Genomic DNA, 25,188 nt, shown 5'->3' on the forward strand with positions numbered 1-25,188 from the left:
GCGCCCGTGACCGGTTCCCGCGCCCCGCGCCTGGCCGTCATCGTGCTGGTCATCGTGGCCGGCGCGTCGTTGTCCGCCGTATGGGCGGGCCGTCACGCCCAGCTGCTGGCGCAGAACGAGGAGGCGGCACGCAGCAATGGCCAGTTGGCGCTGTACGCCAACAGCCTGCACACCCTGATCGAACGGTATCGCACCCTGCCTGCCGTACTGGCGCTGGATCCTCAGCTGCAGCAGTCGCTGCAGGGGCCGATCGATCCGGCCACCCAGAACATGCTCAACCGCAAGCTTGAGCGCATCAACGCGGCGGCGCGGTCGTCGACCCTGGAACTGCTCGACCATCAGGGGCTGGCGGTGGCAGCCAGCAGCTGGCGTCTGCCGACCAGCTATGTGGGTCACAACTACGCCTTCCGTCCCTATTTCAGCCAGTCGGTCAGCCAGGGCAGCGGGCGTTTCTATGCGGTAGGCGTGACCAGCGGCATTCCCGGCTACTTCTTGTCGAGTGCGATCAAGGACGCTCGGGACGGTTTTCTCGGTGCCATGGTGGTCAAGCTCGAGCTGCCCGAACTGGAACAGGAATGGGCGCAGGGGCCCGATACCTTGCTGGTCAGTGACGCGCGCGGGGTGGTGTTCATCGCCAACCGACCGGGATGGCGGTATCGCACCTTGCACCCCTTGAGCGAGGCCGACCGCGCCGAACTGCAGCGCACCCGTCAGTATCACGATCAAGCCTTGCAGCCGCTGGACCACCAGGTGCTGGGCAACCTCGATGGAGCGGCCCGGCACGTGCGCGTCAACGGCCCTCAAGGCACGGCCGACTACCTGTGGGCATCGTTGCCGATGGCCAGCGAAGGCTGGACCCTGCACTTGCTCAAGCCTCCCATGGCGAGTACTGAGGACAGCCGCAATGCCGCGCTGGCAGCGGCCGGCCTGTGGTTGAGCCTGGTCTTCGGCGGCCTCTGGCTGAATCAGCGTCGGCGCCTGGCTGCGCTGCGCCAGCGCGGTCGCGAGCAATTGGAATCACTGGTCAGGGCACGCACCCGGGAGCTGCGCGATGCTCAGGAGGGCCTGGTCCAGGCGGCCAAACTGGCGGCATTGGGGCAGATGTCGGCGGCCTTGGCCCACGAGATCAGCCAGCCGCTGACAGCGCAGCGCATGCAGCTGGCGAGCCTGCGGCTGTTGCTCGATCAGGATCGCATCGACGCCGCGCGCCAGGCCCTGGCGCCGCTGGAACAGATGTTGGTACGCATGACGGCCTTGACCACCCATTTGAAGACCTTCGCGCGCAAGAGCCCGGCCGGCGTGCGCGAACGAGTCGACCTGGCGCAGGTGCTCGATCAAGCCTTGCAGTTGCTGGAGACACCCCTGCATACGGCAGGTGTACGCCTGCAGTTGCAGGTCCGGCGGCCGGCCTATGTCCGCGGCGACGTGATTCGCCTCGAACAGGTGCTGATCAATCTGTTGCGCAACGCGCTGGACGCCATGACCGGGGTGCCGGCCAAGGACATGCACATCAGCCTGCAGCTTCATGGCGAGCAATGGCAGCTGGACATTGCCGACAGCGGTGGCGGCATCGCCAGCGAGCACCTCGAACACTTGTTCGACCCGTTCTTCACCACCAAGCCCATCGGCGAAGGCCTCGGCTTGGGGCTGGCGGTCTCCCTGGCGATCGCTCACGAACACGGCGGCCAGTTGAGCGCGGAAAACCTGGCACACGGCGCACGTTTCACCCTTGCCCTGCCCATCGATACGGAGCCTGCATGAGCAATCAAGTGATGGTCATCGACGACGAAGCGAGCATTCGCGACGCTGTTGAACAGTGGTTGGGCCTCAGCGGCTTTTCGGTGCAGCGCTTCAGCCAGGCCGAAGACTGCCTGGCGCAGCTGCCGGCGGATTTCGCCGGGGTCATACTCAGCGACGTGCGCATGCCGGGCATGGGCGGGCTCGCCCTGCTGGCACAGGTCCAGGCCCGCGACCCCGAGTTGCCGGTGATTCTGTTGACCGGGCACGGTGACGTGCCGATGGCGGTGCAGGCCATGCGCGAGGGTGCCTACGATTTTCTCGAGAAGCCTTTCAGCCCGCAAAGCCTGTTGACCAGCCTGCAGCGCGCTCAGGACAAGCGTCGACTGGTTCTGGAAAACCGGCGCCTGCACAGTCGGGCCGATTTCAGCGAGCAATTGCAGGCGACCCTGCTTGGCGCTGCGCCCGCCATCGCCCAGCTGCGGCGCCAGGTACTGGATCTGGCGCAGTTGCCGGTCAACGTGGTGATTCGTGGCGAAACCGGCAGTGGCAAGGAGTTGGTTGCGCGCTGCCTGCACGATTTCGGCCCACGGGCTGGCAAACCCTTCGTAGCGCTCAACTGTGCCGCGATTCCCGAGGCATTGTTCGAGGCCGAACTGTTCGGCCACGAGAGCGGTGCGTTCACCGGCGCCCAGGGCAAGCGCATCGGCAAATTGGAGTACGCCCACGGCGGGACTCTGTTTCTCGACGAAGTGGAGAGCCTGCCGATGGCTCAGCAGGCCAAGCTGCTGCGTGTGCTGCAGGAGCAGAAGCTCGAGCGCCTGGGCTCCAACCAGAGCATTCCGGTTGACCTGCGGCTGGTCGCAGCGAGCAAGCCCGACCTGCTGGAGCAGGCACGGGCTGGGTTGTTTCGCGAAGACCTGGCCTATCGGCTGAATGTCGCCGAACTGCGCCTGCCGCCATTGCGCGAGCGGCGCGAAGACATCGTGCGGCTGTTCGATCACTTCACCGCGGCAACCGCGAAGCGTCTGGCGCGACAGGCGCCGCCGGTCAATTCGGCGCAACTGGCCCAGTTGCTCAGCCATGATTGGCCTGGCAACGTCCGCGAGCTGGCCAATGCTGCCGAACGCCACGTGCTGGGCTTGGCCGCGCCAGCGGCGGAAACGGTCAGCGTCCGGCTGTCCCTGGCGGCACAACAGGAAGCCTTCGAAGCCCAATGCCTGCGCGCGGCACTGGCGCGGCACCGCGGCGATATCAAGTCGGTGATGGAGGAACTGCAACTGCCTCGGCGCACCCTCAACGAAAAGATGCAGCGTCACGGCCTGGCCCGCGACGACTTTCGCGAGTAGGCAAGAATCCGCTCACTCCACCTCTCGTATCGGCAAGAATCCGCCGGCTTTTTTTCGTGAACCCTCTGAAAGCGGGGGGTGCAGCGGCTGGCACGGCTCCTGCTATTGCCTTGGCAAGCGCGAACCAACGCGCTACCAACAATAATGAGAAGGATCCATCATGGATAACTCCAACACCCTGCCCGCCGGGGCAACCGCTGCATCCGCCCCGCCTCGCACCACCGCCAGCCGCGTCAAGTCGATCTTCAGTGGCTCGGTCGGCAACATGGTCGAATGGTACGACTGGTACGTCTACGCGGCATTCTCGCTGTATTTCGCCCAGGTGTTCTTTCCCAAGGACAGCCTCAACGCGCAACTGCTCAACACCGCCGCGATCTTCGCCGTCGGTTTTCTGATGCGTCCCATCGGTGGCTGGCTGATGGGTTTGTACGCCGACCGCAAGGGCCGCAAGGCTGCGCTGATGGCGTCGGTATTGCTGATGTGCTTTGGCTCGCTGGTCATTGCGCTGACACCAAGCTACGAAACCATCGGCATCTGGGCGCCCGTGCTGCTGGTGCTGGCGCGGCTGATGCAGGGCCTCTCGGTGGGCGGCGAGTACGGCACGTCCGCCACCTACCTGAGCGAGATGGCAACCAGGGAACGGCGCGGCTTCTTCTCCAGCTTCCAGTACGTGACCCTGATTTCCGGCCAGTTGATCGCGCTGGCGGTGCTGATCGTGCTGCAGCAGACGCTCACCGAAGAACAGCTGCTCAGCTGGGGCTGGCGTGTACCGTTCGTGATCGGCGCGCTGTGCGCAGTGGTGGCGCTGTGGTTGCGCCGTGGCATGGAAGAGACCGACTCCTTCACCCAGAAAAAGGAATCCAAGGAAAGCACGATGCGCACCCTGCTGCGCCATCCCAAGGAACTGTTGACCGTGGTCGGCCTGACCATGGGCGGTACCCTGGCTTTCTACACCTACACCACCTACATGCAGAAATACCTGGTCAACACGGTGGGCTTCAGCAAAGCGGACTCGACGGCCATCTCGGCGGCCACGCTGTTCCTGTTCATGTGCCTGCAACCGGTGGTCGGCGCCCTCTCCGACAAGATCGGCCGACGCCCCATCCTGATCGCGTTCGGGGTACTGGGCACGGTGTGTACCGTTCCCATCCTGACCACGCTGCACACCATTCAAACCTGGTGGGGTGCGTTCTTCCTGATCATGGCGGCGCTGATCATCGTCAGCGGTTACACCTCGATCAACGCCGTGGTGAAAGCGGAGCTGTTCCCCACCGAGATCCGCGCGCTGGGCGTGGGCCTGCCCTATGCGCTGACCGTGTCGATCTTCGGCGGAACCGCCGAACTGATCGCCCTGTGGTTCAAGCAGATCGGCATGGAAACCGGTTACTACTGGTACGTGACCGCCTGCATCGCCTGCTCGCTGCTGGTGTACGTGTTCATGAAGGACACCAAGACGCACTCACGGATCGAAACGGACTGAAGCTGAGCATGCCTGCGCCGCAAAGGCGGGGGCAGTTGCACTGGCCGCCATGGCCGACGCACACTGGGGGCACCTGAACGCTGAGGATTGCCCCTGATGTCGGATGACACCTACTACTACGAGCCGGCCAAGGGCCATGGTCTGCCCCACGACCCCTTCAACGCCATCGTCGGCCCGCGGCCCATTGGTTGGATCTCTTCCCACGACCGTGAAGGTCGCCTGAACCTGGCGCCGTACAGCTTCTTCAACGCCTTCAACTACACGCCGCCGATCATCGGTTTCGCCAGTGTGGGACGCAAGGACAGCCTGAACAACATCGAACAGACCGGCGAATTCGTCTGGAACCTGTCTACTCGTGCCCTGGCCGAGCAGATGAACCAGAGCTGCGCCGCGGTCGGCCCCGAAGTCGACGAGTTCGAACTCAGTGGCCTGCACCATGCACCGTCGACAATCGTCAGCGTGCCGCGGGTGCTCGAAGCGCCGGTGTCGTTCGAGTGCAAGGTGACGCAGATCATTCAGCTCAAGGGCGCCGACCAGCAGGAAGTGTCCACCTGGCTGATCCTGGGTGAAGTGGTGGCGGTGCACATCGCCAAGTCATTGCTCAAGGACGGGATCTACGACACGGCCGCAGCCGGTCCGATCCTGCGCGGCGGCGGGCCGGCCGATTATTTCGAGATCGGTCCGCAGGCGCTGTTCAAGATGCACCGACCGCAGGTCAAGTAGGCTCGAAGCGCGGCTCGCCTTCATCGTCGACAGCGGCCAGAGTCAGCAAAATCTCGGCGGCAGCGCCATCGGCCTCGTGCGCGGTACGGAACGACTGGCCGTCGAGCACCTTGTGAAACCGCGGCGCACTACCGCCCTGCAGGGCCTTGATGGCGATGGCGGCGTGGTAACTGCCTTCATTGGGCACTACCGCTGAAACCGCTTCGTGATGTTCGAATACCTTGCGTGCCATGACGTACCTCGCAGCTATGCAAAAGCCACGATTGTACGCAGCTCAGGCCGCGCTGGCCTGTTCGATCGCGGCATCCTCGAAGGTGTGCAGATCGAGGCTGGTGACCAGCAGGCCCTGGACCAGGTCGGAGAACACCTGCATGCCGGGCGATTTGAACCAGGCGGTCATCGCGGCGTGATCGCGCCAGACGCCGGCCACTTGCCACAATCGCTCGTCGCCGTGGCTGCGCTGGACTGCAAAATGCAGGCAGCCGGGCATGCCCAGCGCAGGCCGCACCAGTGCCGACAACCCCAGCCCGACCTGTTCGGAATGCCCATGCCGGGCGGTGACCAAGGCACAGTGACTGACAGTAGAAAGGCTGACGGTAGATAATGAGTTCATGCTCGACTCTCCCTGATTGAACGGTCTGCGGTGAACAAGGTTGCAGCGACAACGTTACGCAACCCCGGACCACAGGGGTTAGCCGTTTCCTGTCAAGGTCTTGCCCGATCCTGCAGGGTTGCAGTTTCAATCAACCCAAGCGGCCCTGTGTGGCGGTTTTCCTGCCCATCCGCACAGTGCACGTGCGGGTTCGGACAAGACGCTCCTACAACTTGGCAGGATTGGGCAAACATCCTGCAGCTATCGTCTACCCTTGGCATTAAGCGCGGATTATCCTCGTGGTCATGTGATGCACAGATCATGGAGCCTGCATGAAACCCGCCGCACCTGCTGCCCTGCCCCTGCACCCTGCCCTGGAACGAAGTCGCTGCGAACTTGCCGAGCGCATTGCCCGTGGCGCACAGGCACCCGGCTGCCATGGCACCGCGATCAGCGGCTTGCATCTGGTGCGCTATGAAGAGTGCGTGCAGTCGTTCCCGGCGTTGGTGCAACCGGCGCTGTGCATCCTTGCCCACGGCAGCAAGGAGGTGCGCCTGGGGGAAGAGCGCTATATCTACGACCCGCTGAACTTCATGGTGGTGTCGGTGGCCATGCCGATCTCGGGACGGATCCTGGATGCCAGCCCCGGCGACCCTAGCCTGTCCCTGCGGTTGGACATCGACCCCGACGAAATCAACGCGGTGATCGCCGACGCCGGGCCACTGGGCGTGCCTTCGCGTTCGACCCAGCGCGGCCTGTACGTGGAGCAGATGGACACCGCGTTTCTCGATGCCGTGCTGCGCCTGGTACGCCTGCTGGAAACACCGAAGGACATTGCCGTGCTGGCACCACTGGTGCGGCGGGAAATCCTCTATCGCCTGCTGGGCGGGCAACAGGGTCACCGCTTGTATGAAATCGCCGTAGCCCACAGCCAGACCCACCGAGTCAGCCAGGCCATTGCCTGGATCAATCGGCATTTCCAGCGCAGCCTGCGCATCGAAGACCTGGCTCGCGAAGTCAACCTGAGCGTGTCCACCCTGCATCACCGTTTCAAGGCCGTGACGTCCATGAGCCCGTTGCAGTACCAGAAACAGCTGCGCTTGCAGGAGGCTCGTCGACTGATGCTCAGCGAAGATCTCGATGCGTCGGCCGCCGGGTATCGCGTGGGCTACGAAAGTCCTTCGCAGTTCAGCCGCGAATACAGCCGGCATTTCGGCGCACCACCGGTGCGTGACCTGGCACGCCTGCGCATCAGCCTCTGATGTCATGCTGGCAGAGTTGAAAAAAAACCGCAGATCACCAATAGAACCGATAGCTAGCTATCAAGTACACTCGAAGACCGCAGCCCGTGGCCATCTTGCCGGGGCGTCTCTTTGCAGGCCTACCTGTGACCGATCTCAGCCACTCCCCGCCGGCCATCAAGAGCATTCTGGTGGCCCTGATGCTGGCCATTTTCCTGGGCGCGTTGGACCAGACCATCGTTGCGGTCTCCATGCCGGCGATCTCCGCCCAGTTCAACGACGTCGACCGCCTGGCCTGGGTGATCTCCGGGTATATGGTGGCCATGACCGTGGCCACGCCGATCTACGGCAAGCTGGGCGACCTGTATGGACGCCGACGCATGATTCTGATCGGCACGGGATTGTTCACCCTGGCGTCGCTGTTCTGCGGCATGGCGCAGAGCATGGAGCAACTGGTGCTGGCGCGCCTGCTGCAGGGCGTCGGCGCTGGCGGCATGGTTTCGGTGAGCCAGGCGATCATCGGCGATGTCGTGCCGCCGCGCGAACGTGGCCGCTACCAGGGCTATTTCAGCAGCATGTACGCAGCCGCCAGCGTGCTGGGCCCGGTACTGGGCGGCTACATGACGCAGTACCTGTCGTGGCGCTGGGTGTTTCTGATCAACCTGCCGCTGGGCGCGTTCGCCTGCTGGTACGCCAGCCGCAAGCTGGCGGGGCTGCCCATACCGCAGCGTACGCCGATCATCGATTACCTGGGTACGGTGCTGATGATCGTCGGCCTGAGCACCTTGCTCATGAGCATCACCCGCGTTGGCCAGGGGCATGGGCTGGACGACACCCAGGTGTGGGCGCTGCTGGTGATTGCCGCGGCAGCGCTGCTGGGTTTTGTCTGGCATGAACGACGCTTTCGCGAACCGCTGCTGCCGATGCATCTGTTTGCCAATCGCGCAGCGGTGCTGTGCTGGTGCACGGTGTTTTTCACCAGCTTCCAGGCCATCGGGCTGAGCGTGATGATGCCCCTGCGCTTCCAGACCGTCACCGGTGCCGGCGCGGATCAGGCGGCTCTGTACCTGCTGCCACTCGCATTGGGGTTGCCCATCGGGGCTTTTCTGGGCGGGCGTCGCACATCGCAGACCGGGCGCTACAAACCGATCATTCTGACCGGGGCGTTACTCGCTCCGCTGGGGATTCTGGGCATGGCGTTCAGTGCGCCGGACAACCTGCTGCTCAGCGTGACCTTCATGCTGTTGACGGGGTTTGCCTGCGGGTTGCAGTTTCCCACCTCGCTGGTCGGCGCGCAGAATTCGGTGCAGGCCAGGGACATCGGCGTGGCCACCAGTACCTTGGCGTTGTTTCGTTCGTTAGGCGGCGCTGTTGGGGTGGCTTGTCTGTCGGCTTTGCTGTTGGCCATGCTGCACGGTGTGCAGTTGGCGGATGGTGCCTTGAGCGGTCATGGGCTCGAGGTAATGACCGACAACGTGCTGCTGACCGGGCTCAACGCTGCGGCCGGCCCTGCTCGCGATGCCTTGCGCATGGAACTGGCGCAGACCTTCCAGCACTTGCTGTGGGCCAGTGCCGGCATCTCCCTGCTGGGAGTGGCCGTGGCACTGGCGCTGCCCAATCTGGAATTGCGCGGCCGCGGGCATGGCGAGAAGTAGCTTGGGCGCAAGGCAGGCCTGGCCTCTTCGCGGGTAGAACCCGCGAAGGGGCCCGCTCAGGCAACCGGTCGCTTCTTGCGCTGGGCCCAGGCTACGGCCAGGCCGCTGAGGCAGATGACGCTGATGCCCACCACCCCGAAGATGTCGGGGGTGTGGTCGAAGATCAGGTAGCCATACATCCCGGCGAACAGGATCTGCCCGTAACTGAACGGTGCCAGCAGCGCCGGCGCGGCATGGCGAAAGGCCTGGGTCAGCAACAGATGCCCGAGCATGCCGCAGGTGCCCAGCCCGACCATGAACAATGCATCGATCCACCCCGGCGCCTGCCAGAAGAACGGCAGCGCGGCGCTCATGATCAGCGTGTTGAAGATACCGGCGAGAAAATTGCTGGTGGTCGGGCTGTCGATGCTGCTGAGCTTGCGCGTCAGCAATTGGTACAGGCCGAAGAAGAACGCGGATATCAACGGCAGCAGGATGGCCGGCGTGAACAGGGCACCGCCGGGGCGGATCACGATGAGCACGCCGATGAAGCCGGTGATCACCGCCGCCCATTGCGCGCGGGTCACCACTTCCTTGAGCAGCGGCACCGACAACGCCGTCACCAACAGCGGTGCCAGGAAGTTGACCGCTGTGGCTTCGGCCAGCGGTATGTAGCGCAGGCTGGTGGTGAAGAACAGGCTGGTGGCGATCAGGCACAGCGCGCGCAACAGCTGCAGCCCCGGCCGCTTGGTGCGGATCACCGTGGACAGCCCGGTCTGCGGCACGAATATGACCAGCATCAGCAAGGTGTGCACCACGTAGCGCGCCCACACCACCACAACGATGGGGAACAGCCCGGAGAGGTACTTGGACAAGGCGTCGTGGCTGGCGAACAGCAACGTTGCCAGACAGATCAGCGCGATACCGCGCAGCGGCTGGTTGACCCCGGTGAGCAACGGGTTTTGCACGCTCATTCACACGCTCGCAACAGGATGATGAAAGGGTAACGGTCGTGACCTGTCCGCCGCACGCAGGTACTCGGGCAGCGGCTGGATGGTGTCGGGTCGATGATGGCGCGAGCGGGGGCGCTGTTACAACTTGATTCAGAACTTTATTTGCGCAACGCCGGTGTCAGGCTCAGCGTCTGCAGGCTCAGGTCCACCCAACGCTCCGCTTCCTGATAGAGATCGAAACTGTCGGGGACGAGCAACCATTGGCCGACCATGCCATCTATATAGGCGTGCAAGGCGATGGCCGCCCTGACGGTGTCCAGATCGTGCGGCAACTGCTCGCGGTTCACGGCGTTGCGCAACGACCGTTCGATGCGCACATTGCAGTCGATGCTGACCGACTGGCGCTGGCGGCGCATGTCACACATTTCATCGGTGAACTCGCACTTATGATGCAGAATTTCGTTGAGGCGGCGGGTCTTGGGGTCTACGGCGATCTGCTGGAAAAGGCGGATCAGCAACTGACGCATGCAACCCAGTGGGTCGGGCTCATCCTCGCTCTCGCTGGCCTGGGCCAGCTCCTCGAGCGGCTCCTGCAAGCTGTCGAGCATGGCCTGGACCAGATCCGCCTTGTTGCTGAAGTGCCAATAGATGGCGCCGCGCGTCACCCCTGCCAGGGTCGCGATGTCAGCCAGGGTCGTGCGCGCCACGCCGCGCTCGTAGAAGGCCTGCTCGGCCGCCTCGAGAATCTGGCTGCGGGTTTCCTGGGCTTCCTCTTTGGTACGGCGAACCATGGCAGTCGAACCTCAATCTTCAATGCACGCGCGATGCGTAACGCAGCGCCTGCTCAGGCCGGGAATCCCTTTTGTGCGGGGCTTGTCCGGAATATCGATGGGTGCGCCGCAACGTCGCGGGCATCAGGCCATCAAGTTGTTTACAAACAACCACGAATGTAAGTATATTCGTTAGTAAGCTATTAATCCAGTCGTAACATTTTTTTACCTTTCCACTATTCTTGAGCCCTCCCCCGCGCTCACGACCCGAGGATCTTCATGCAATTCAAGCCAGTTGTTACCGCTCTGGTATCCGCCGTCGCCCTGGCAACCTTGCTCAGCGGCTGTGACAAAAAGGAAGAAGCAGCCCCGCAACAGGCTCAGCAAGCTCCTCAGGTCGGCGTGGTTACCCTGAAAACCCAACCCTACACATTGACCAGCGAACTGCCGGGCCGGACCACCGCGTACCGCGTGGCCGAAGTACGGCCGCAGGTCAACGGGATCATCCTCAAGCGTCTGTTCAAGGAAGGCACCGAGGTCAAGGCCGGGCAGCAGCTCTACCAGATCGACCCGTCGGTGTACGAGGCTACGCTGGGCAGCTCCCAGGCGACGCTTGAGTCGGCCAAGTCGCTGGCCGGGCGCTACAAGCAGCTGATCGACGAGCAAGCCGTCAGCCGCCAGGAATACGACAACGCACGCTCGCAGCAGCTGCAGGCAGAGGCCTCGGTGAAGAGCGCGCAGATCGACCTGCGCTACACCAAGGTGATGGCGCCGATCTCGGGCCGCATCGGCCGTTCCGACGTGACCGAAGGCGCACTGGTGACCAATGGCCAGACCAACGCCCTGGCGACCATCCAGCAGCTGGACCCGATCTACGTCGACGTGACGCAGTCGTCCGCCGAAATGCTTCGGCTGCGACGCGACCTTGACAGCGGCAAGCTGCAGAAGGCTGGCGACAACGCCGCTTCGGTCAAGCTGACCCTGGAAGACGGCAGCGAGTACGCCCAGGCCGGCAAGCTGGAGTTCTCCGAAGTGTCGGTCGATCAAGCCACAGGCTCGGTGACCCTGCGCGCCGTGTTCCCCAACCCGGAACACGTGCTGCTGCCCGGCATGTTCGTGCACGCCAAGCTGCAGGCCGGTGTGCGCAGCGAAGCCATCCTGGCGCCCCAGCAAGGCGTGACGCGTGACCTGAAGGGCACCCCGACCGCCTTGATCGTCAACAAGGACAACAAGGTCGAGCAGCGTCAGCTGGTGGCCAATCGCACCGATGGCGCCTATTGGGTGATCGAAAAGGGCCTTAACGCCGGCGATCGCTTGATCACCGAAGGTCTGCAATACGTCAAGCCGGGTGCCGATGTGACCGTCAAGGATGCTGGCAACCTGACTCCTGAACAGTCCGCCCCTGCCGCCAACGGCAAAGGTGAGTGATCGATGTCTAAATTCTTTATCGACCGACCCATTTTCGCCTGGGTACTTGCCCTGGTGATCATGCTGGTGGGTGGGCTGGCCATTCTCAAGCTGCCCATCAACCAATACCCGGCCATCGCGCCGACCGCCATCGACATCCAGGTCACCTACCCAGGTGCGTCCGCACAGACCGTGCAGGACACCGTGGTACAGATCATCGAGCAGCAGCTCAACGGTATCGACAACCTGCGTTACGTTTCCTCGGAGAGCAACTCCGACGGCAGCATGACCATCAGCGTGACCTTCAACCAGGGCACCAACCCCGACATCGCCCAGGTGCAGGTGCAGAACAAGCTCAACCTGGCCACCCCACTGTTGCCGCAGGAAGTGCAGCAACAGGGCCTGCGCGTGACCAAGTCGGTGAAGAACTTCCTGTTGGTGATCGGCCTGGTGGCCGAAGACGACACGCTGACCCGTGAAGACTTGTCCAACTACATCGTCTCCAACATCCAGGACCCGATCTCGCGGACCTCGGGCGTGGGCGACTTCCAGGTGTTCGGTTCGCAGTACGCCATGCGCATCTGGCTGGACCCGGCCAAGTTGAACAAGTATCAACTGACACCGGTGGAAATCAGCGCCGCGATCAGCGCGCAGAACGTGCAGATCGCTACCGGTCAGCTCGGCGGCCTGCCGGCCGTGCCTGGCACCCAGCTCAACGCCACCATCATCGGCAAGACCCGCCTGCAGACCGCCGAGCAGTTCGGCAACATTCTGCTCAAGGTCGACGCTGACGGTTCGCAGGTACGTCTCAAGGACGTTGCACGCATCGCCCTGGGCGGCCAGAGCTACAGCATCGACGCCCAGTTCAACGGCAAGCCGGCCTCGGGCATGGCGATCAAGCTGGCGTCCGGCGCCAACGCACTGGACACCGCCAAGGCGATTCGCGCCACCGTGGCCAACCTGGAGCCGTTCTTTCCGCCTGGCATGAAAGTGGTTTACCCGTACGACACCACGCCGACCGTGACCGAGTCGATTTCCGGCGTCGTGCACACGCTGATCGAAGCGATCGTGCTGGTGTTCCTGGTGATGTACCTGTTCCTGCAGAACTTCCGCGCCACGGTCATCACGACCATGACGGTACCGGTGGTATTGCTCGGCACCTTCGGCATCCTCGCCGCGTTCGGTTTCACCATCAATACCTTGACCATGTTCGGCATGATCCTGGCCATCGGACTATTGGTGGACGATGCGATCGTGGTGGTGGAGAACGTCGAGCGGGTCATGGCCGAGGAGCACTTGTCGCCCAAGGAGGCGACCAAGAAGTCCATGGAGCAGATCCAGGGCGCGCTGGTCGGTATCGCCATGGTGCTCTCGGCGGTACTGCTGCCGATGGCCTTCTTCGGCGGCTCCACCGGTGTGATCTACAAACAGTTCTCGATCACCATCGTTTCGGCCATGGCGCTGTCGGTACTGGTCGCGCTGATCTTCACCCCGGCATTGTGCGCCACCATGCTCAAGCCGATCGATCCGGAAAAACACGGCCAACCCAAGCGTGGGTTCTTCGGCTGGTTCAACCGAACCTTCGACCGCAGCGTGGTCAGCTACGAGAACGGCGTGAAGCGCATGGTCACGCACAAGCTGCCGGCGTTCATCGTTTATCTGATCATTTTCGCTGGCATGATCTTCCTGTTCACCCGCATCCCTTCGGCGTTCCTGCCTGAAGAAGACCAGGGCGTGATTTTCGCCCAGGTGCAGACGCCTGCAGGCTCCTCGGCCGAACGGACGCAGAAGGTCATCGACGAGATGCGCACCTTCCTGCTCGACGGGGAAAATGGCGAAGGCGCTGGTGTGAAGTCGGTGTTCAGTGTCAACGGCTTCAACTTCGCCGGTCGTGGCCAGAGTTCGGGCCTGGCGTTCGTCATGCTCAAACCCTGGGGTGAGCGCGACGCCGAGACGACTGTGTTCAAGATCGCCGAGCGGGCGCAGAAGCATTTCGCCAGCTTCCGCGATGCCATGGTTTTCGCCGTGGTCCCGCCTTCGGTATTGGAACTGGGTAACGCATCGGGCTTCGACTTCTACCTGCAGGATCAGGGCGGGGTTGGCCACGAAAAACTGCTGGAGGCACGTAACCAGTTCCTCGGCATGGCCGCCCAGAGCAAGATCCTGGCGGGCGTGCGTCCCAACGGTCTGAACGACGAGCCGCAGTACCAGCTCACCGTGGATGACGAGAAGGCCAGTGCCCTGGGCATCACCTTGTCGACCATCAACCAGACCCTGTCCATCGCTTTGGGCGGTAGCTACGTCAACGACTTCATCGACCGCGGTCGGGTGAAGAAGGTCTATGTGCAGGGCGAAGCGGCAGCGCGGATGACCCCCGAAGACCTGAACAAGTGGTACGTGCGCAACGACTCCGGGACCATGGTGCCGCTGTCGGCCATCGCCACCGGTGAGTGGATCTACGGTTCGCCCAAACTGTCGCGCTACAACGGCGTGGCGGCGATGGAGATCCTGGGTACGCCGGCACCGGGCTACAGCTCGGGTGATGCCATGGCCGAGGTCGAGGCGCTGGCGAAGAAACTGCCTGATGGCATCGGCTACTCGTTCACCGGCCTGTCGTACGAAGAACGTCTGTCCGGCTCGCAAGCCCCGGCGCTCTATGCGATCTCGCTGCTGTTCGTGTTCCTCTGTCTGGCAGCCCTGTACGAAAGCTGGTCGATCCCGATCGCGGTGCTCCTGGTGGTGCCGCTGGGTGTGATCGGTGCGCTGATCGCCACCAGCATGCGCGGCTTGTCCAACGACGTGTTCTTCCAGGTGGGCCTGTTGGTCACGGTGGGGTTGGCGGCGAAGAACGCCATTCTGATCGTCGAGTTCGCCAAGGAACTGCACGAACAGGGCAAGAGCCTGGTCGATGCAGCAGCCGAGGCGTGCCGCATGCGTCTGCGGCCGATCATCATGACGTCCCTGGCGTTCATCCTCGGCGTTGTCCCTCTGGCGATTTCCAGCGGCGCAGGTTCGGGCAGCCAACATGCCATCGGTACCGGGGTGATCGGCGGTATGATCACCGCCACCGTCCTGGCAATCTTCTGGGTGCCGATGTTCTACGTGGCCGTGTCGTCGATGTTCAAGAGCAAATACGACAAGGAACACGAGCAGGACAAGGGCAACGACAAAGCCATTACACACGAAGAGGCTGGCCAATGAGCAAGTCACTGATATCCATCGCTGTCGCCGCCTTCGTGCTCGGCGGCTGCTCGATGATCCCCGAGTACCAGCAGCCTGCCCTGCCAGTGGCCGAGCAGTTTCCGCAAGGCGAGGCCTACGCGCCCGCCGATGCGGCCGAAGTGGCTGCGGCCGAGCAAGGCTGGCGGCAGTTCTTCACCGACCCGGCGCTCGAGCGCCTGGTGCAGGTGGCGCTGGAGAACAACCGCGACCTGCGCGTGGCGGCCCTGAACATCGAGGCCTACCGGGCGCAGTACCGCATCCAGCGCGCCGATCTGTTCCCGGCGATCAACGCCGACGGCACCGGTACGCGTCAGCGCACACCGGCCGACCTGTCGCAGCTTGGCGAGTCGGGCATCTCCAGCCAGTACGGGGTCACCCTGGGCGTCAGCGCCTATGAACTGGACCTGTGGGGCCGCATCCGCAGCCTCAACGAACAGGCGCTGCAGACCTACCTGTCCAGCGAAGAGGCACGTCGTTCCACCCAGATCAGCCTGGTGGCCAACGTGGCCAATGCCTACCTGACCTGGCAGGCCGACCAGGCGCTGCTGAAACTGACCCAGGACACCCTGGGCGCGTTCGAGCAGAGCCTCAAGCTGACCAGCCGCAGCACCGAAGTGGGCGTGTCCTCGGCCCTGGACCTGAGCCAGGCGCGCACCGCGGTAGAAACCGCCCGGGTCAGCCTGGCCCGCTACCACCGCCAGGTGGCCCAGGACCGCAACAGCCTGACCATGCTGCTGGGCACGCGCATTCCGGTGGACCTGCCCGAAGCCCGTGGCCTGGATGCCGACCTGCTCAGCGAAGTGCCCGCAGGCATGCCGTCGCAGCTGCTGACCCGGCGCCCGGACATCCTCGAAGCCGAGCACGCCTTGCTGGCCGCCAACGCCAACATCGGCGCGGCTCGCGCAGCGTTCTTCCCCAGCATCAGCCTGACCGCCAACGCCGGCACTTCGAGCCGCCAGTTGTCCGGCCTGTTCGACGCCGGTTCCGGCAGCTGGTTGTTCTCGCCCAGCATCAGCCTGCCGATCTTCAACGCCGGCGCGCTGCGTGCAAGCCTGGACTACTCGAAGATCCAGAAGGACATCAACATCGCCAACTACGAGAAGGTCATTCAAACGGCCTTCCAGGAAGTGTCCGACGGCCTCGCCGCACGCAAGACCTACAACGAGCAGTTGCAGGCCCAGCGTGACTCGGTACAGGCCAACCAGGATTACTACCGCCTGGCAGAGCGTCGCTATCGGATCGGTATCGACAGCAACCTGACCTTCCTCGATGCCCAGCGCTCGCTGTTCAGTGCTCAGCAATCGCTGATCACCGACCGGCTTTCGCAGCTGACCAGCGAGGTCAATCTGTACAAGGCCCTGGGTGGCGGCTGGTACGAGCGTACGGGCCAGGCCCAGTTGGCACAGCCAGCGCAGGCGCCGAAAAGCTGAAGCGCAACGTTGCAAGAAAAAACCACCGCCTGCGGTGGTTTTTTTATGCAGGTCAGGCGGCGACGTCGGCACGAACAGGGTAGCCCCTGAAGAAAATGTCACACGGGACTGGCCGAAAGTTCAATCTTGAGCAATAGTGGTCTGATGACCAGATAACTGACTTGTTATTAACCAGTTAGTTAGTGTTCGGTTATCGCACGTATTCCCGTGCGGTCGGTTGAATCGGGCGTCACCCCAACGCACCATCCGCGCAACACTTAGAAACATGCATGACCTGCTCGTACAAGCGTGCGTCAATCATAAAATCAATAACAATAGGTTTACCCCATGCGCCAGCACTTCCGTCGTTCACCCCGTCTGTTGCCCAACCTGATTGCGCTGACCGTTGCCACGGCCGCCCTGCCCTCCTTTGCGGCCGAGTCCGGCTTCCTGGAGGACGCCAAGGTAGGGCTGAACCTGCGCAACTTCTACTTCAACCGCAATCACACCAACCCGGCCTTCCCGCAGAGCAAGTCCGAGGAATGGACCCAAAGCTTCATTCTCGATGCCAAGTCCGGCTACACCCAAGGCATGGTCGGCTTCGGTGTGGACGTGCTGGGCATGTACTCGGTCAAGCTCGACGGCGGCCGTGGTACCTATGGCACGCAGTTGTTGCCTGTGCATGACGGCAATGACCCGGCCGACGATTTCGGTCGGTTGGGTGTGGCCGCCAAGGCCAAGATATCCAAGACCGTGCTCAAGGTCGGTGAATGGATGCCGGTGCTGCCTATCCTGCGCTCGGATGACGGGCGCTCGCTGCCGCAGACTTTCCAGGGCGGACAGGTCACCTCCCAGGAAATCGACGGCCTGACGCTATACGGCGGCCAGTTCCGCAAGAACAGCCCGCGCAACGACGCCAGCATGGAGGACATGTTCCTGCAGGGCCGCGCCGGCATCACTTCCGACCGCTTCAATTTCGTCGGTGGCGAGTACACCTTCAACGGCAAGAACACCCTGGTCGGCCTGTGGAATGCCGAGCTCAAGGACATCTACCAGCAGCAGTACCTGCAGATTCTCCACAGCCAGCCCTTGGGCGACTGGACCCTGGGTGCCAACCTGGGCTTCTTCCATGGCAAGGAGGACGGCAGCGCACGGGCCGGTGACCTGGACAACAAGACCTGGTCGGCGCTGCTGTCGGCCAAGTACGGCAGCAACACCTTCTATGTCGGTCTGCAGAAAGTCACCGGCGACAATGGCTGGATGCGCGTCAACGGCACCAGTGGCGGCACCCTGGCCAACGACAGCTACAACTCCAGCTACGAGAACGCCAAGGAGAAATCCTGGCAGTTGCGCCATGACTTCAACTTCGCCGGCGTGGGCGTACCGGGGCTGACCCTGATGAACCGCTACATCAGCGGCGACAATGTGCACACCGCCACCGTCACCGACGGCAAGGAATGGGGCCGCGAAACCGAACTGGCCTACACCGTGCAGTCGGGCACCTTCAAGAGCCTGAACATGCGCTGGCGCAACTCGACCATGCGCCGCGACTACAGCACCAGCGAGTTCGACGAAAACCGGGTGATCGTCAGCTATCCGCTGAGCATTCTGTAACCCTCGCGCCGGTGACGGGCATGTCGCCCGCACCGGCCCGCTCGGGCGTCACTGGCGGGATTCGACGCCCAGCTCATCCCATACCGATTCGGCCAGGTGAAACGTCGCGTTGGCCGCCGGAATGCCACAATAGATGGCGCTCTGCATCAAGACTTCCTTGATCTCTTCACGGGTGACACCGTTGCTTGCCGCCGCACGCAAGTGCAGCTTGAGCTCGTCGTTGCGATTCATGCCGATCAGCATGGCGATGGTGACCAGGCTGCGGGTGTGCCGCGGCAGGCCCGGACGGGTCCAGATATCACCCCACGCATGGCGGGTGATCATCTCCTGGAACTCGGTATTGAACTCGGTCAGGTTGTTCAGGCTGCGTTCCACATGGGCATCGCCCAACACCGCTCGCCTGACTTTCAGGCCTTCTTCGTAGCGTTCTTTTTCGTCCATGGACGTGCTCCTTCAGCGCAACAGAAATTCGACGACGCGGGCACTGAAAGGCGCACCGACTTCAACGTTGGACAAATGCGCCGCGGCAAACTCGGCGTACTGCGCACCGGCCACCTGCTCGACGATGAATTGCGCGTCGGCGGGCGTGGTCACAGCGTCCTCGGTGCCTGCGATCACCAACAGCGGTACCTGGATGGCACCCAACTGTTCGCGGAAATCGGCGTCGCGCACGGCCGCGCAGATGGCGGCGTAGCCTTGGGGCGAAGTGGCCGCGAGCATGTCGGTGATGCGCCGGGTTTCGCCCGGGCTGGCTTCGGCGAACGCCGGGGTGAACCAGCGCGCGATGGAGGCGTCGCGCAGCGACTGCATGGCCGCCTCGCCCTGCCCAAGGACCATTTCGATCCGAGGGTTCCAGACGTCCTGGGTACCGATTTTCGCCGCCGTGTTGCAGATCACCAGCTTGTGCAGGCGCTCGCCAGCGTTGATCCCCAGCCATTGGCCGATCAAGCCGCCCATGGACAGGCCGCAGAAGTGCACCTTGTCCAGTCGCAGGGCATCGAGCAGCGCGAGCACGTCGCCACCCAGCTGCTCGATGGTGTAGGTGCCCGGGGTCACCAGGGATCGGCCATGGCCGCGGGTGTCGTAGCGCAGCACCTGAAAATGCTCGGTGAAGGCGGCCATCTGGCTGTCCCACATGTGCCGGTCGGTGCCCAGCGAGTTGGACAGCACCAGTACCGGCTTGTCCTCGGGGCCTTGCAGACTGTAATCGAGTTCGCCGTCGGCGAGTTGTACCTGTGCCACGCTCATCTCCTCACGCATTCAAAAGATCGTGTTCGGCCACCGCCCGTTCGACCCAGACCTGGGCCTGGCCCAGGTAGTGCGAAGGGTCCAGCAGACGGTCCAGTTCATTGGCGTCCAAGTGCTCGGTGACCTGCGGCTCGTCGCCGAGCACCGCGCGCAGGTGCCGGCCCTGGGCGACGGCCTGCTTGCAGCACTGTTCCAGCACATGATGGGCGCGGTCACGACCGATCCGCTGGGCCAGCACGATGCTCACAGCTTCGGCCAGCACCAGGCCGTGAGTCAGTTCCAGGTTCGCCAGCATGCGCCCATCGTCGACCTGCATGCCGTCGGCGATGGCCAGCGCCTGCTGCAGCGCGCCGGACACCAGGCAGCAGATCTCCGGCAGCGTTTCCCATTCGGCGTGCCACAGCCCCAGGCTGCGCTCGTGTTCCTGCGGCATCGCGCTGAACAGCGTGGCCAGCAGACCCGGCACCCGGGTGGCAGCGCCAATGAGCACCGCCGCACCGACCGGATTGCGCTTGTGCGGCATGGTCGAGGAACCGCCCTTTCCCGGTGCCGAAGGTTCGAAGACTTCCGCCGCCTCGGTCTGCATCAGCAGGCTGATATCACGCCCCAGCTTGCCCAGACTGCCGGCCAACAGGCCCAGCACCGAGGCCAGCTCCACCAGTCGGTCGCGTTGAGTATGCCAAGGCTGCTCGGGCAGGTTCAGGTGCAGTTCCTCGGCCAGTGCCTGGGCCACCGGCATGGCTCGATCGCCGAGTGCGGCCAAGGTGCCCGATGCGCCGCCGAATTGCAGGCAGGCCAGCCGCGGCCTGAGCTCGCGCAGGCGCTGTCGGCTGCGGGTCAGGGCGCCGAGCCAGCCAGCGATCTTCATGCCCAGGGTGACGGGTGTGGCGTGTTGCAGCCAGGTTCGTCCGGGCATCACCGTGGCCGCATGGCGGCGAGCCTGCTGGCTCAGGGCGTCGGTCAGCAGGCGCAGGTCGGATTCGATCAGCTCAACTGCCGCCAGCAGCTGCAGGACCAGCCCGGTGTCCATGACATCCTGGCTGGTCGCCCCCAGATGCACGTAGCGCTCGGCCTCGGCGTCGGTGGCGGAAATGACCTTGCCGAGCATCTTGACCAAGGGAATGGCCGAGTTGCCAGCACTGGCAATGGCCTGCGCCAAGGCCTGGAAGTCGTATAGCTGGGCCTTGCACGCGGCCTCTATGGGAGCGACTGCCGCGCTGGGGATCACACCGACCCGCGCCTGGGCGCGAGCCAGCGCGGCTTCGAAATCGAGCATGCCCTGCACCCGGCCATGGTCGCAGAAGATCTGGCGCATGGCCGGGGCGGTGAAGTAGACATCGAACAACTGATTGTTCGGCGGTTGGTTCATGGAGCTCCCCTGCAAGGGCGCGCCAGCGATGGCGCGCCCCTGGGTTTAATGGTCGGTATGCAGGTACTTGGGCTGCTTGGGCAGACGCAGGCTGAACAGGAAGGCGATGGCCATCATCACCGTGACGTACCAGTAGAACGCGTTTTCGTTGCCCATGTTCTTCAGGTTCAAGGCGACGAACTCCGCTGAACCGCCGAACACCGCGTTGGCTACCGCGTAGGCCAGGCCGACGCCCAGGGCGCGCACCTGCGGCGGGAACATCTCGGCTTTGACCAGGCCACTGATCGAGGTGTAGAAGCTGACGATGGCCAGGGCCAGGGTGATCAGCACGAACGCCAGGAACGGGCTGGTGACGGTCTTCAATGCCATGAGGATCGGCAAGGTGCACAAGGTACCGAGCCCGGCGAACCAGAGCATCGAGGTGCGTCGGCCGATGCGGTCGGCGAGCATGCCGAACAGCGGCTGCATGCACATGTACAGGAACAGCGCGCCGGTCATGATCAGGCTGGCGGTCTTGGCATGCATGCCTGCGGTATTGACCAGGTACTTCTGCATGTAGGTGGTGAATGTGTAGAAAATCAGCGAGCCGCCGGCGGTGTAGCCCAATACGGTGATGAAGGCTGCGCTGTGATTCTTGAACAGCCCGGCGATGCTGCCGGCGTCCTTGTCGTTGCGCGTTTCGGCGGTGCTGGTTTCCTTCAGCGTACGGCGCAACAACAGCGAGATGATCGCGGCGACGGCACCGACGAAAAACGGAATGCGCCAGCCCCAGGCCCGCAGTTCCTGCTCATCGAGAAACTGCTGGAGGATGACCACGGTCAGCACGGCCAGCAGTTGCCCGCCGATCAACGTTACGTACTGGAACGACGCGAAGAAACCACGCTGGCCACGCAGGGCGACTTCGGACATGTAGGTCGCCGTGGTGCCGTATTCACCACCTACCGAGAGACCCTGGAACAGCCGGGCCAGCAACAGGATGATAGGTGCCCAGACACCGATGGTGGCGTAGGTCGGCAGGCAGGCGATCACCAGCGAGCCAGCGCACATCATCAGCACCGAGATCATCATGGAGTTCTTGCGGCCATGCTTGTCGGCCACGCGGCCGAACAGCCAGCCACCGATCGGCCGCATCAGAAAGCCTGCGGCGAACACTCCGGCGGTGTTGACCAGTTGCACGGTTGGATCGTCGGAAGGAAAGAAGGCTGGGGCGAAATAAATGGCGCAGAAGGCGTAGACATAGAAGTCGAACCACTCCACCAGGTTGCCCGATGAAGCGCCGACGATCGCGAATATGCGCTTCTTGCGCTCCTCACCGGTGTAATGAACTGTTGTCATGTTTTAGTTCTCATTGAGGTCGGTAAAGGCTAGACATAACCTGTTACAACCTCAGGCACAAGGTGATTGGCGGTCTGGGAGGTTGAGGGTTGGCTTTAGGGCCTCTTCGCGGGCAGAGCCCGCTCCCACAGGAGCCTGCTCCCACAAGAACATTTGATCTATGTGGGAGAGGGCTTTTCTGTGGGAGCGGGGCGGGCGGCGAGCCCTCTGCCCGCGAAGAGGCCAGTGAAGCCCCCTCAAACCCGCTCGATCGCCAACGCCAGACCCTGCCCTACCCCCACGCACATCGTCGCCAGCCCGCGCTTGCCGCCACTTTTTTCCAACTGATGCAGCGCGGTCAACACCAGCCGCGCCCCGCTCATGCCCAATGGGTGCCCCAAGGCAATCGCCCCGCCGTTGGGATTGACCTGCGCCGCGTCGTCCGCCAGCCCCAGCTCGCGCAGCACGGCCAGGCCCTGGCTGGCGAACGCTTCGTTAAGCTCGATCACGTCGAAGTCTTCGACCGTCAGGTTCAGGCGTTCCAGCAGCTTGCGCACTGCCGGTACCGGACCGACGCCCATCACCCGTGGCGCCACCCCGGCACTGGCCATGCCCAGCACCCGGCCACGGGCCGTCAGGCCATGCTTCTGCACTGCCTCGGCACTGGCGAGAATCATGGCGGCGGCGCCGTCGTTGACACCCGAAGCATTGCCTGCGGTCACGCTCTTGTCGGCGCCGTTGACCGGCTTGAGCCGGGCCAGGGTTTCCAGGGTGGTATCGGCACGTGGATGCTCGTCCTGCTCGACCACGGTGTCGCCCTTCTTGCCGGGAATGCGCACCGGTACGATTTCCTCGGCGAAGAACCCCGCCGCCTGGGCGGCAGCGGTGCGTTGCTGGCTGCGCACGGCGAAGGCGTCCTGGTCCTCACGGGAGACCCGATAATCGTCGGCCACGTTGTCGGCGGTCTGCGGCATCGCATCAACGCCGTATCGGGCCTTCATCAGCGGGTTGATGAAGCGCCAACCGATGGTGGTGTCTTCCAGCTTCATGTTGCGGGAAAAACCGGCGTCGGCCTTGCCCATGACGAAGGGTGCGCGCGACATCGATTCAACACCACCGGCAATCGCCAGCTCCATCTCGCCACTGGCAATGGCGCGGAACGCCGTGCCCACCGCATCCATGCCCGAAGCACACAAGCGGTTGAGGGTCACGCCCGGCACGCCTTCGGGCAGGCCGGCCAGCAGCAGCGCCATGCGTGCGACGTTGCGGTTGTCTTCGCCCGCCTGATTGGCGCAGCCCATGAACACTTCGTCGACCTGCGCCCAATCCACCGCCGGGTTACGCTCGAGCAACGCCTTGATCGGCACGGCGGCCAGGTCGTCGGCACGCACGTTGGCCAGGCTGCCGCCAAAGCGACCGATGGGCGTACGTACCGCATCGCAAATGAATACGTCACGCATCATGCTTCTCCCGGCGCTTGGCCATGGGCGGCCGCGGTGCGTGCTTCCAGGGCGCGCAACGCCTCCAGTTCGGTGGTGTCGGGCTCGGCCGTGGTCTGCACGTCGTCGGCGAAGCGGACCTTCCAGCCGGTGGCAGCACTGATCTGCTCGCGGGTCACACCGGGGTGGATGGAGGTGACCACGAACTCGTTGGTGCCGGCTTCCGGTTCCATGATGCACAGGTCGGTGATGATCCCCACCGGGCCTTGCCCCGGCAGGCCCAGGCGCTTGCGCGAGTCGCCGCCGTCACCGTGGCCCACCGACGTGAGGAAATCGAGCTTCTCGACGAAGCTGCGGTGCGACTGCTTGAGGATGATCAGCACGCTCTTGGCTGAACCGGCGATTTCCGGCGCCCCACCAGCGCCCGGAAGGCGGACCTTGGGCTGATGATAGTCGCCCACCACGGTGGTGTTGATGTTGCCGAAACGGTCGACCTGGGCGGCGCCGAGGAAGCCGACGTCGATACGTCCACCCTGCAGCCAGTAGCGGAAGATCTCACCCGTCGGCACCACCGTGTCGGCGGTTTCCGCCAGTTCGCCGTCGCCGATGGACAAGGGCAGCACGGTGGGTTTAGCGCCAATCGGACCGGATTCGTAGATCAGCACCACGTCCGGCGAGGAGGTCAGACGGGCCAGGTTGGCGGCCTTGGACGGCAGGCCGATGCCGACGAAGCACACCGCGCCGTTGCGCAAGCGCCGCGCAGCCGCGACGGTCATCATCTCGTTGGTGGAGTAAGTCATGGGGTCACCTGCGCTGCGCTGGCCAGTTTCGCCTGGTATTCGCTGAAGTTCTGGGTGCCACGGATGTAGGTGTCGATCCAGGCGGTAAAGGTCTGCCGGTCTCGCGCGATAGGGTCCCAGGCCTGGTAGAACACGTTGTCGCGCTCGGTGTAGCCGTGGGCGTAGGACGGATGTGCCCCACCCGGTACGTGGCAGACCGCAGTCAGTGCCCAGGTTGGCAGTACACAGGAGTTCATGGGGGCCTGCAGGTCGTCGACGATTTCTTCCACCGTGACGATGCAGCGCTTGGCGGCCAAGGCGGCCTCCTTCTGCACGCCGAGGATGCCCCACAGCAGCACGTTGCCCTTGCGGTCGGCTTTCTGCGCATGGATCACTGTGACGTCTGGACGGACCGAAGGCACAGCGGCCAGCACTTCGCCAGTGAACGGGCAGGTGACCGTCTTGATCAATGGGTTGACCTTGGGCAAGTCGGAGCCTGCATAGGCCCGCAACACCGCAAACGGCAGGCCCGAGGCGCCGGCCACATAGGCATTGGCCAGGTCGGCATGGCTGTGCTCTTCGATCTCCAGCGCTTGCGGCCACTGCTTCTCGACTGCGTCGCGCAGTCGATGCAGCGAACCGACACCGGGGTTGCCGCCCCACGAGAAGATCAACTTGCGAGCGCAACCGGCGCCGATCAACTGATCGTAGATCAGGTCGGGGGTCATGCGCACCAGCGTAAGGTCTTTCTTGCCTTGACGAATGATCTCGTGACCTGCAGCGGTTGGAATCAGGTGGGTGAAGCCTTCGAGCGCGATGGTGTCGCCATCGTTGACGAATTGCTTCACCGCGTCGGTGAGCGACAGAATTGCAGCCATGTGGGCAGGACTCCTCGGTACTGTGAGCCA

Annotated in this window: 21 protein-coding genes; 10 read left to right on the forward strand and 11 right to left on the reverse strand. The window is 63.6% G+C overall.

Annotated features, from left to right (window positions below):
- Positions 1 to 6 precede the first annotated feature (6 nt).
- The 4 genes from IFT80_RS06100 to IFT80_RS06115 all read left to right on the forward strand — a co-directional run bounded on the left by IFT80_RS06100 (position 7) and on the right by IFT80_RS06115 (position 5,289).
- Complete coding sequence (locus tag IFT80_RS06100) at positions 7 to 1,761, forward strand: sensor histidine kinase (protein WP_342214334.1); 1,755 nt, start codon at positions 7 to 9, stop codon at positions 1,759 to 1,761.
- The gene (locus tag IFT80_RS06105) at positions 1,758 to 3,086 is read left to right on the forward strand and encodes a sigma-54-dependent transcriptional regulator (protein ID WP_122479397.1); all 1,329 of its coding nucleotides are present in this window, start codon (positions 1,758 to 1,760) and stop codon (positions 3,084 to 3,086) included. The genes IFT80_RS06100 and IFT80_RS06105 overlap by 4 nt, the downstream gene beginning before the upstream one ends.
- A 160-nt stretch (positions 3,087 to 3,246) precedes the next feature.
- Positions 3,247 to 4,566, forward strand: coding sequence for an MFS transporter (locus IFT80_RS06110; RefSeq protein WP_185793992.1), 1,320 nt, complete (start codon positions 3,247 to 3,249; stop codon positions 4,564 to 4,566).
- Between the two features lie 96 nt (positions 4,567 to 4,662).
- Positions 4,663 to 5,289 (forward strand): flavin reductase family protein, encoded by a 627-nt coding sequence (locus tag IFT80_RS06115; protein ID WP_122479399.1) that lies wholly within the window; start codon positions 4,663 to 4,665, stop codon positions 5,287 to 5,289.
- On the opposite strand, the gene IFT80_RS06120 is transcribed toward IFT80_RS06115, so the two are convergent.
- On the reverse strand, positions 5,282 to 5,521 hold the full coding sequence (locus IFT80_RS06120; RefSeq protein WP_192136985.1) for a hypothetical protein: 240 nt from the start codon (positions 5,519 to 5,521) through the stop codon (positions 5,282 to 5,284). The two genes, IFT80_RS06115 and IFT80_RS06120, sit on opposite strands and share 8 nt — an antisense overlap.
- A gap of 42 nt (positions 5,522 to 5,563) precedes the next feature.
- The gene (locus IFT80_RS06125) at positions 5,564 to 5,902 is read right to left on the reverse strand and encodes a putative quinol monooxygenase (RefSeq protein WP_122479401.1); all 339 of its coding nucleotides are present in this window, start codon (positions 5,900 to 5,902) and stop codon (positions 5,564 to 5,566) included.
- A 311-nt stretch (positions 5,903 to 6,213) separates the two neighbouring features.
- On the opposite strand from IFT80_RS06125, the gene IFT80_RS06130 reads away from it, so the two are divergent.
- Complete coding sequence (locus IFT80_RS06130) at positions 6,214 to 7,143, forward strand: AraC family transcriptional regulator (RefSeq protein ID WP_122479402.1); 930 nt, start codon at positions 6,214 to 6,216, stop codon at positions 7,141 to 7,143.
- A gap of 125 nt (positions 7,144 to 7,268) precedes the next feature.
- Positions 7,269 to 8,777 (forward strand): MDR family MFS transporter, encoded by a 1,509-nt coding sequence (locus IFT80_RS06135; RefSeq protein WP_342214335.1) that lies wholly within the window; start codon positions 7,269 to 7,271, stop codon positions 8,775 to 8,777.
- A gap of 56 nt (positions 8,778 to 8,833) precedes the next feature.
- Here the strand turns inward: IFT80_RS06135 and IFT80_RS06140 are convergent, their stop codons facing one another.
- On the reverse strand, positions 8,834 to 9,730 hold the full coding sequence (locus IFT80_RS06140) for a DMT family transporter (protein WP_122479404.1): 897 nt from the start codon (positions 9,728 to 9,730) through the stop codon (positions 8,834 to 8,836).
- A 137-nt stretch (positions 9,731 to 9,867) separates the two neighbouring features.
- Positions 9,868 to 10,500: a TetR family transcriptional regulator gene (locus IFT80_RS06145; RefSeq protein WP_192136986.1), complete on the reverse strand. Its 633-nt coding sequence runs from the start codon at positions 10,498 to 10,500 to the stop codon at positions 9,868 to 9,870.
- 258 nt (positions 10,501 to 10,758) lie between these two features.
- Here IFT80_RS06145 and IFT80_RS06150 point away from each other — a divergent pair, with 258 nt between their 5' ends.
- The 4 genes from IFT80_RS06150 (at position 10,759) to IFT80_RS06165 (ending at position 18,131) form a co-directional block, all read left to right on the forward strand.
- Positions 10,759 to 11,907 (forward strand): efflux RND transporter periplasmic adaptor subunit, encoded by a 1,149-nt coding sequence (locus IFT80_RS06150; protein ID WP_122479406.1) that lies wholly within the window; start codon positions 10,759 to 10,761, stop codon positions 11,905 to 11,907.
- Between the two features lie 3 nt (positions 11,908 to 11,910).
- Entirely contained in the window at positions 11,911 to 15,087 is a 3,177-nt protein-coding gene (locus tag IFT80_RS06155; RefSeq protein ID WP_192057636.1) for an efflux RND transporter permease subunit, read from the forward strand.
- Positions 15,084 to 16,538 (forward strand): AdeC/AdeK/OprM family multidrug efflux complex outer membrane factor, encoded by a 1,455-nt coding sequence (locus tag IFT80_RS06160; RefSeq protein ID WP_122479408.1) that lies wholly within the window; start codon positions 15,084 to 15,086, stop codon positions 16,536 to 16,538. The genes IFT80_RS06155 and IFT80_RS06160 overlap by 4 nt, the downstream gene beginning before the upstream one ends.
- 327 nt (positions 16,539 to 16,865) lie before the next feature.
- The gene (locus tag IFT80_RS06165) at positions 16,866 to 18,131 is read left to right on the forward strand and encodes an OprD family porin (RefSeq protein WP_122479409.1); all 1,266 of its coding nucleotides are present in this window, start codon (positions 16,866 to 16,868) and stop codon (positions 18,129 to 18,131) included.
- A gap of 48 nt (positions 18,132 to 18,179) precedes the next feature.
- Here IFT80_RS06165 and pcaC read toward each other — a convergent pair whose 3' ends face one another.
- The 7 genes from pcaC to IFT80_RS06200 form a co-directional block, all read right to left on the reverse strand.
- The gene (gene pcaC / locus IFT80_RS06170) at positions 18,180 to 18,572 is read right to left on the reverse strand and encodes a 4-carboxymuconolactone decarboxylase (RefSeq protein WP_185793997.1); all 393 of its coding nucleotides are present in this window, start codon (positions 18,570 to 18,572) and stop codon (positions 18,180 to 18,182) included.
- 12 nt (positions 18,573 to 18,584) lie between these two features.
- Positions 18,585 to 19,373, reverse strand: coding sequence for a 3-oxoadipate enol-lactonase (gene pcaD / locus IFT80_RS06175; protein ID WP_192136987.1), 789 nt, complete (start codon positions 19,371 to 19,373; stop codon positions 18,585 to 18,587).
- Positions 19,374 to 19,383: 10 nt separating this feature from the next.
- Positions 19,384 to 20,748, reverse strand: a complete 1,365-nt coding sequence (locus tag IFT80_RS06180) for a 3-carboxy-cis,cis-muconate cycloisomerase (protein ID WP_192136988.1) — start codon at positions 20,746 to 20,748, stop codon at positions 19,384 to 19,386.
- A gap of 45 nt (positions 20,749 to 20,793) precedes the next feature.
- Positions 20,794 to 22,083 carry an MFS family transporter gene (locus IFT80_RS06185; RefSeq protein WP_122479412.1) on the reverse strand — a complete coding sequence of 430 codons (1,290 nt, stop codon included), beginning with the start codon at positions 22,081 to 22,083 and terminating at the stop codon, positions 20,794 to 20,796.
- Between the two features lie 236 nt (positions 22,084 to 22,319).
- Entirely contained in the window at positions 22,320 to 23,525 is a 1,206-nt protein-coding gene (gene pcaF, locus IFT80_RS06190; protein WP_192103988.1) for a 3-oxoadipyl-CoA thiolase, read from the reverse strand.
- A complete protein-coding gene (locus IFT80_RS06195; RefSeq protein ID WP_122479414.1) occupies positions 23,522 to 24,301 on the reverse strand; it encodes a CoA-transferase subunit beta in 780 nt (259 codons plus the stop codon). Before IFT80_RS06195 ends, pcaF begins: the two co-directional genes overlap by 4 nt.
- On the reverse strand, positions 24,298 to 25,158 hold the full coding sequence (locus IFT80_RS06200) for a CoA transferase subunit A (protein ID WP_192136989.1): 861 nt from the start codon (positions 25,156 to 25,158) through the stop codon (positions 24,298 to 24,300). Before IFT80_RS06200 ends, IFT80_RS06195 begins: the two co-directional genes overlap by 4 nt.
- Between the last annotated feature and the right edge of the window lie 30 nt (positions 25,159 to 25,188).

Source organism: Pseudomonas sp. CFBP 8771 (assembly GCF_014841695.1).
Lineage (GTDB): Bacteria > Pseudomonadota > Gammaproteobacteria > Pseudomonadales > Pseudomonadaceae > Aquipseudomonas > Aquipseudomonas baltica.

What these genes read in the sequence shown, in the direction of transcription:
- IFT80_RS06185 (WP_122479412.1), bottom strand. Translation starts at nt 22,083, where the DNA reads ATGACAACAGTTCATTACACCGGTGAGGAGCGCAAGAAGCGCATATTC.
- pcaF (WP_192103988.1), bottom strand. Translation starts at nt 23,525, where the DNA reads ATGATGCGTGACGTATTCATTTGCGATGCGGTACGTACGCCCATCGGT.
- pcaC (WP_185793997.1), bottom strand. Translation starts at nt 18,572, where the DNA reads ATGGACGAAAAAGAACGCTACGAAGAAGGCCTGAAAGTCAGGCGAGCG.
- IFT80_RS06115 (WP_122479399.1), top strand. Translation starts at nt 4,663, where the DNA reads ATGTCGGATGACACCTACTACTACGAGCCGGCCAAGGGCCATGGTCTG.
- IFT80_RS06120 (WP_192136985.1), bottom strand. Translation starts at nt 5,521, where the DNA reads ATGGCACGCAAGGTATTCGAACATCACGAAGCGGTTTCAGCGGTAGTG.
- IFT80_RS06125 (WP_122479401.1), bottom strand. Translation starts at nt 5,902, where the DNA reads ATGAACTCATTATCTACCGTCAGCCTTTCTACTGTCAGTCACTGTGCC.
- IFT80_RS06110 (WP_185793992.1), top strand. Translation starts at nt 3,247, where the DNA reads ATGGATAACTCCAACACCCTGCCCGCCGGGGCAACCGCTGCATCCGCC.
- IFT80_RS06145 (WP_192136986.1), bottom strand. Translation starts at nt 10,500, where the DNA reads ATGGTTCGCCGTACCAAAGAGGAAGCCCAGGAAACCCGCAGCCAGATT.
- IFT80_RS06160 (WP_122479408.1), top strand. Translation starts at nt 15,084, where the DNA reads ATGAGCAAGTCACTGATATCCATCGCTGTCGCCGCCTTCGTGCTCGGC.
- IFT80_RS06105 (WP_122479397.1), top strand. Translation starts at nt 1,758, where the DNA reads ATGAGCAATCAAGTGATGGTCATCGACGACGAAGCGAGCATTCGCGAC.
- IFT80_RS06165 (WP_122479409.1), top strand. Translation starts at nt 16,866, where the DNA reads ATGCGCCAGCACTTCCGTCGTTCACCCCGTCTGTTGCCCAACCTGATT.
- IFT80_RS06140 (WP_122479404.1), bottom strand. Translation starts at nt 9,730, where the DNA reads ATGAGCGTGCAAAACCCGTTGCTCACCGGGGTCAACCAGCCGCTGCGC.
- IFT80_RS06150 (WP_122479406.1), top strand. Translation starts at nt 10,759, where the DNA reads ATGCAATTCAAGCCAGTTGTTACCGCTCTGGTATCCGCCGTCGCCCTG.
- IFT80_RS06130 (WP_122479402.1), top strand. Translation starts at nt 6,214, where the DNA reads ATGAAACCCGCCGCACCTGCTGCCCTGCCCCTGCACCCTGCCCTGGAA.
- IFT80_RS06195 (WP_122479414.1), bottom strand. Translation starts at nt 24,301, where the DNA reads ATGACTTACTCCACCAACGAGATGATGACCGTCGCGGCTGCGCGGCGC.
- IFT80_RS06200 (WP_192136989.1), bottom strand. Translation starts at nt 25,158, where the DNA reads ATGGCTGCAATTCTGTCGCTCACCGACGCGGTGAAGCAATTCGTCAAC.
- IFT80_RS06155 (WP_192057636.1), top strand. Translation starts at nt 11,911, where the DNA reads ATGTCTAAATTCTTTATCGACCGACCCATTTTCGCCTGGGTACTTGCC.
- IFT80_RS06180 (WP_192136988.1), bottom strand. Translation starts at nt 20,748, where the DNA reads ATGAACCAACCGCCGAACAATCAGTTGTTCGATGTCTACTTCACCGCC.